6 protein-coding genes are annotated in these 6,508 nt (G+C 58.7%); 2 read left to right on the top strand and 4 right to left on the bottom strand.

Annotation, left to right across the window (positions count from 1 at the left end; translation table 11 throughout):
* A partial coding sequence (locus tag AC1DUB_RS24130; protein WP_477731690.1) for a transposase occupies positions 1 to 241 on the top strand: 241 nt, incomplete at its 5' end.
* A gap of 636 nt (positions 242 to 877) precedes the next feature.
* Here the strand turns inward: AC1DUB_RS24130 and AC1DUB_RS24125 are convergent.
* The 4 genes from AC1DUB_RS24125 to AC1DUB_RS24110 all read right to left on the bottom strand — a co-directional run bounded on the left by AC1DUB_RS24125 (position 878) and on the right by AC1DUB_RS24110 (position 5,516).
* A complete protein-coding gene (locus AC1DUB_RS24125; RefSeq protein ID WP_477731689.1) occupies positions 878 to 1,834 on the bottom strand; it encodes a Bug family tripartite tricarboxylate transporter substrate binding protein in 957 nt (318 codons plus the stop codon).
* Positions 1,827 to 3,212, bottom strand: coding sequence for an amidase (locus tag AC1DUB_RS24120; RefSeq protein ID WP_477731688.1), 1,386 nt, complete (start codon positions 3,210 to 3,212; stop codon positions 1,827 to 1,829). Before AC1DUB_RS24120 ends, AC1DUB_RS24125 begins: the two co-directional genes overlap by 8 nt.
* Entirely contained in the window at positions 3,209 to 3,898 is a 690-nt protein-coding gene (locus AC1DUB_RS24115; protein ID WP_477731687.1) for an RraA family protein, read from the bottom strand. The genes AC1DUB_RS24120 and AC1DUB_RS24115 overlap by 4 nt, the downstream gene beginning before the upstream one ends.
* Positions 3,899 to 5,201: 1,303 nt before the next feature.
* Positions 5,202 to 5,516 (bottom strand): hypothetical protein, encoded by a 315-nt coding sequence (locus AC1DUB_RS24110; protein WP_477731686.1) that lies wholly within the window; start codon positions 5,514 to 5,516, stop codon positions 5,202 to 5,204.
* Between the two features lie 150 nt (positions 5,517 to 5,666).
* Here AC1DUB_RS24110 and AC1DUB_RS24105 point away from each other — a divergent pair, with 150 nt between their 5' ends.
* Entirely contained in the window at positions 5,667 to 6,353 is a 687-nt protein-coding gene (locus AC1DUB_RS24105) for a DUF72 domain-containing protein (protein WP_477731685.1), read from the top strand.
* Positions 6,354 to 6,508 lie beyond the last annotated feature (155 nt).

Below are 6,508 nucleotides of genomic sequence, written 5' to 3'. Positions count from 1 at the left end.
GCACGGCTACATTGCTCATGTCGTTGATCGCGCCAAGGAGGCTGATGCCAAGCGGCGCGACCCGACCAGGAAGGCGCGGCGCTGGGTGGTCGAGGTCTGCCACAGCTGGTTCAACCGCTTTCGCAAGCTGCTCGTGCGATACGAGAAGCTCGAACGCAGCTTCGTCGCGCTGAACCACATAGCCGCTGCCATCATCGCGTTCCGCAAAGTGACGCTCAAGGTAAACATAATTTACGGATAGGTTCTTAGAGTAAATCTCATCAACAACGATTTTGTATCAAATATCTTCAGGATTTATCTATAGAGCGGCGTCGGCGATTTTTGTACGATCGGTGCATTTTAATAACTGACGCCGTACACGGATGCAACAAAATTGACGCTTTACCCGAAGCGATAGATCTCGAATTTCTTCAAAGCCGGTCTCTGCACTGCATTGTTACGCCCATCGCGGCAGTCTATACAACTGTCGGCACGGCGGGGATAGTTTTCTGCGACTGCCTAGACGGATGCATTTCGCATCGCGTTGAGATGTCTACGTCCAGGGGATTCTTTAGTGCGCGCTAAAAGGTGCCGTTGACACACGCAGCCTCGCTTTGCGTAGCTCGTTCTGCAACTGATGCAGCGCGGCGGGGATCACCGCTGGGTGAGGTAACGCCATTTGTGCAGAGGAGAACGGAATTTTCAGGATTGACCCGTCCGAATATGCCTGATTGCTACCGTGCCACTCTATCAGGTCATCTGGGCATCGACTACCGGATCAAACCCCTCCAGCTGATCGTTCCGTTTCCTGCCGGAGGAAGCGTCGAGGCTGCCCTGGCCCTACGCCGCCAGTTCGGCGCGAGGTGTCTCGCATGTTCGGTTGGAGGTAACAACCGCTTCACTGCGGCACGATGTTCGCCGACTTGACGAGGCGCGCGTAGTTTTCCGCATCTTTTCGGATGAACTCCCGGAACGCCTCCGGTGAGTCTCCGGCGGGAATCAATGATGTTTCTTCCAACTGCTTGCTCAGCTCGCCGCGCAAGGCGGTCTTGATGGCTGCATTGATCTTGTCGACGATGTTCTTTGGCGTGCCGGCGGGGGCCGCAATGCCCGTCCAGGTCACCACTTCAAAGTTCGGAAGACCAGCTTCCTTCATCGTCGGCACATCGGGAAGCAACCGGGATCGCTGGCTGCTGGTGATGGCCAAGGCGCGGAGCTTGCCGCTCTTGACGTAGGGCAGCGCCGTCGGCGAGGTATCAAACAAAAAGTCTATCTGCCCGCCCATCAGATCTGTCAGTGCCGGAGCGCCACCTTTGTAAGGGACATGCAGCAGGGCGATCCCCGTTTGCTGCATCAGGACCTCTGCCGAGAAATGCTGGGCGGAACCGACACTGGCGCTGCCGAAATTCAGCTTGCCCGGCTTCTCCTTTGCCAGGGCGATCAATTCCTTGACGCTCTTCGCAGGAAAGCTTGGATTCACAACCAGAATATTAGGCTGGTCCACTATCCGCATGATTGGCGAAAACACCTGCTGCGGATCGAAAGGCGGGTTGGCGTAAAGGTACTGGTTCGCTGCAAACACACCGGCACTGCCGACCAGAAGGGTGTAGCCATCCGCAGGCGACTTGGCGACATATTCCGCGCCGATGTTCCCTGAGGCACCAGGCTTGTTGTCCACGATGAAGGGCTGTTTGAAGCTCTCCGATAGACTTTTTCCAACCAGACGTGCGACCAGGTCCACGCTGCCTCCCGGCGGGAAAGGAACGATCAGACGCACCGGTTTGGAAGGATAGTCCTGTGCGACAGCCAACTGCGTCATTACGACCAAGGTGAAGGAAATAATTTTCTTAAGCATGAGCGGCCTCCTGATAGGTTGGGCTGAGGGGACGGATAGCTATTTCCATGGCAGCGGCGATGGCCAGCAAGCGCTTGTCATCGGAGGCTCCACCAACGACTTGCAAGCCAATCGGTCTTCCCATCGCATCCGTGCCCGCAGGTATCGAGAGTGCACAAAGCGCCAGTAGATTGATAGGCCTGGTGAAATGAACCGGCGCCTGGCCGTGGTCGACGTCCTCCAGCTTGGGCGCCGTGCATGAAGTGGTCGGCATCACAACTGCTGCAATTTCTAGCCTGCGCATCGAATCGGCAAACTCGATCTTCCATTGCGCAGCAAGTGCCTGCGCATGTAGATAGTCAATCGCCAGGGTCGACCTCGCGGCCACTAGGCGCGGCCTCACCGAGGAGTCTATCAACAGAGCTTCGTCCTCGAGAAAGCGGGCGTTCACTGCGGCTCCCTCGGTAATCATGATCGCATTCGTCACACCCTTGAAAGCTTCAATCGGAACGGGAAATTCAAACGGAACGAGGGTGAATCCGGCGCGCTCCAGTGTCGCGAGGCTTTCTGCATAGGACCGGGCCACATCGGGCTGCAGTCCTTCCAGTTCCTGCGGCAACAGACGGCCCACACGCATTGGTGGCTGCGGGGCTGACATTGGTGTCTGCTTCTCCTCTTGTAGTGCATCAAAGCAGATACGGGCATCTTCCACGGAGCGGGCAAGGATGCCAACGCTGTCCAGGCTCTGGCTCAGCGGAAATACCCCCTGTCTCGGGAGTGCGTCAATCGTGGGTTTGAATCCAACGATTCCGCAAAATGCGGCAGGCACGCGCACTGAGCCGCCCGTGTCGGTACCGAGCGCCCAGGGAACCAGGTTGGCCGAAACAGCCACCGCAGAGCCACTGCTGGATCCTCCGGGGACCAATGTGGTGGCGGAGGAGCCATGGGGATTGCGGGGAGTCTCCATGTGTTCGTTAGTCCCCCATGAGCCAAGCGCGAACTGCACCAGGTGGGTCTTGCCTACGATGATGGCCCCGGCTCGGTGGAGCCGCTCCACGATCTCGGCGTCTTTCTTCGCATCGTTTTTGAGAAGCAGTGGAGAGCCCGCTGTGGTCGGCTTCGCCTTGATGTCGAAGAGATCCTTCAAGGCAACCGGAATGCCGTGGAGTGGCCCCTTGTCCAGGCCCGATGCAATATCCCTGTCCGCACGTTCAGCTGCTGCAAGTGCTTCGTCTGCGTACACGGCGATAAAACACTTGAGGTCTGCGTCGAACCTGGCGATACGCTGCAGGCAGTCTCTGGTGAGGTCAACGCTTGAAGTCCTTCCGGATCGCAAGTCGGTGGCCATGTCGGCCAGGGGCGGGAACTCCGACGGAATTTGAATGGGCTGAGAGGTCATAGAGGCGTGCATGTTTGGGTTTTGAATGTGGTGCCAAGTACGTCTGGATAGGTTTCCCCTTTCCTCAGTCTTGCGAGAGTTGATTGCTCCTGCTCTTGCATTGAGACCGCACGCGATACCGTGTCTTCAATCTCGTCCGGCGGCAAGACCAGGATGCCGTTTTCATCGGCAAGAATGGCATCGCCCGGTTGAACCGTCACGCCGCCACACTCCACGGGAATGCAGAATGCACCCCGCAGGCCTTCGCTGCGCGTCGTTCTGGCGCTGAGTCCTCGTGCCCATACTGGGATACCGATCTCCCTCAGTTCCTGGATATCGGTGACGCAGCCGTCCACGATGATTCCTACAGCCCCTCTCATGGACGCGGCCAATGCACTGGCTCCGCCGATGCAAGCGATGGCATCGTCCCCGGCGCGATCGACGACCAGGAAGTCGCCGGGTCTCAACCGGCCAAGGGCGTAATGCAAGACGGCCCCATCGAGACCATGGGCCTTGACCGTCACGGCGGTCCCTGAAGTCCTGGCGACAGCGTTCACCGGTTGGATGCCGCGATGCACAAAACCATGCTCGCGGAAATGTCCTATGGTGGCTGGCTCGGCTTCCTTAAGCCGCAGCAGCGTGCGCTTTCCGAGTGGCACTGGCAACGCGCCGATGTCGATGGCACTCGTCTGATTCGTTGATGTCATGCAGCAATTCTAGGGATGGCACTCCTGCGCAGATACTGATCAATTCTGAACATAGTTGATGCGAAACTCTTATCAATAGAGGTGTTCATGGTGATAGCTCCTGTCCCTTGCGGGACGTTCATACCAAAGAGAAATAAGAAACAAGACTTCCAAGTCGATTTACGTTGTTGTCTGCATGCACAGCCCTCCTGAGGTTTCCAAATCAATCGGATTCCAAGATTCGGAGCCCGATGTGGCTTCGGTTGGGTCGGTGCACCGACCCGGGCGGGTCGCCACGACCGTCATTCCTCGCCGTCTTTCCTGAGCTCATCGCCCGCGAACAACCGGGCCGGCGGGGACTGGCCGTCAATGGATGAAGCGCAGGATTGGTGCGACCCGCAGCCGCAGGCGAGGACACGGCCCTGCGCGCCTTGACGGCCAGGCGCCATCGGCTACGGTCGTGGGATCAGCGATGAAGGAAGGGAAAGACGGATACCCGGCCAACGGCCAGGGGAGCGACGAACCCACGGCCGCGCGGCGAGCGCCCCCGCGTGCTGCAGGCACGCCTGGCTGGAGTGACCAAGAGCGCGCAGCGCGCATCGGCGACATGGGCTGGCCGATCAGGCGCCGCCTGGTCGGCGGTATCGAGGGGCGCCAAGCCTGCGCGGCGGGGATTGGCTTTAGCCAGTCCCCTGGAGGGCAAGCGCAGCGCGCAGCGCCATCGGCGCGAAGGCGTCAGCGATGGAAGCCCGAGAGGGGCGAGACGTCACCAGGCGGCTCGATACGTAACACGACAGCGCGACCCGACGCTGATCACCAATGCGCCGAAAGACTTATCCGGCCTTTTCAGCAAAATCTAGAAGCTCTACGTTCATGTCATCCGCCCTCCTCCACTGCGCAGTGTCCCAATTATTGGGGAACGCCCAACTCGATGCTGGATGAAGCGATTCTGCGACAGGGGGAATCTGCCAAGCAGCCTAAGGTTTGCCAGGCGCAGGCTCAATAATGCAACCAGCTTCGTGCTCCCACTCGCCGCCCTTGTGAAAACACCACTCCATACGCGCTATGTCATATACGGGACGCCCGTACCAAACTGCGGCAGCTGCAACCAGACAAAGGCCGCACAAGATTGACCATTTGCGAAATAGATTAGTAGCCGAAGGTTTAGCCATGGGCAAAGTCTAGCCCAGCGACTGGGCATTTAACATCGGCAATATTTACGGTGGCAGTCGCCAAGTCCAGCAAGTCAACGCAATCGGATTGGCGGTGGCGTGCGCCCCCATCCAGGGAAGCACGGGGCCATATATCAATCAACGTGCAGGGTTCAGTGGCTTTCGGCGTGCTGGCGCTCCAGCTGCAGCTCAAAATGCGCATCGCCTTCGCCAATGTTTTTCAGACCGGCGCGCTGGGCGGTTTCGAAGGCTTTGGGCCATTTCACCGCCAGCGACGAGGTTTCCGCGCTGAGCTCACTCGCCTCGCATTCGCTGGCTTCACGCCAGGCGCGGTAGACCGCTACAACGGCCTCGGCGCTGCCGAAAGTCCGCTCTAAGTCTTTGATGAATCGAACCTCGGCCGCGATCCGCTCGACGGCCGGTAGCTCCTCCACACCTTGCAGAGAGACAGAGTAGGGTTTGTCCATGATGCGGCTCCAAATGATACTGTACAAATACACAGTATCCACCCAAACAACCCGGCGCGTCAACAAAATCCGTCCGCGCCGGTCGGCACAACACGGCCGTTGGCTTTAGGCCTGGCGGCGCTGGGGAAAAGGACACCCCTGCACAATGAAATGATGACGATACTGGTGGGCACCGCGTCGTGGACCGACAAAACCTTGGTGGACTCCGGCCTCTTCTATCCACCGGAGGCGAAGTCCGCCGAAGCACGCCTGCGTTACTACGCCAGCCGGTTTCCGATGGTTGAGGTGGATTCCAGCTACTACGCCATACCAGCGCCCAGCACCGCACAACTCTGGGCAGAACGCACCCCGCCGGGCTTCGTCTTCAACATCAAGGCGTTTCGGCTCTTCACCGGTCACCAGACCTCGCCTGCGGTGCTGCACAAGGACATCCGCGAGGCCCTGCCAGCAACCATCAAGACGATGCTTTATTACCGCGACCTACCCCTGGACGTGCTGGACGAGCTGTGGCGACGCTTTAAAGAGGCACTGGCACCACTAAGGGCTGCCGGCAAGCTAACGGCCGTGCAATTTCAGTTTGCCCCGTGGCTGGTTCGAAACCGGGATGGCATGGCGCATGTACGCGAGTGCGTGGACCGAATGGCGGGCGCCCAATTGGCGGTGGAGTTCCGCAACATGAGCTGGCTGGACGAGGCCCACCAAGCCGCGACGCTGGAATTGGAAAGGGCGCGACCATGGCGTCTGACCGGTTTAACTACGACTACCCAGCGCACGAACTGCAGCAGCTGGTGCCTGGCATTCTTGATCTGGAACGTAAAGCTGCACTGGTGCAGGTAATTTTTAACAACAACTACCAGGACCAAGGTCGGAATGCCGCGACTTGATGAACATGTTGCATTGATGCCGCACCCATTAGGTGCGCACACGAGAATGCGGGCTTAGGCATCAAGCTCTAGCCTGATCACACTAGAATTTACGCATGGCTCGTCATC

The sequence above is a fragment of the Polaromonas sp. P4_F9 genome, assembly GCF_056401235.1.
The sequence above is the reverse complement of the archived record's forward strand: the minus strand, read 5'-3'. Positions and strand labels throughout refer to the sequence as shown.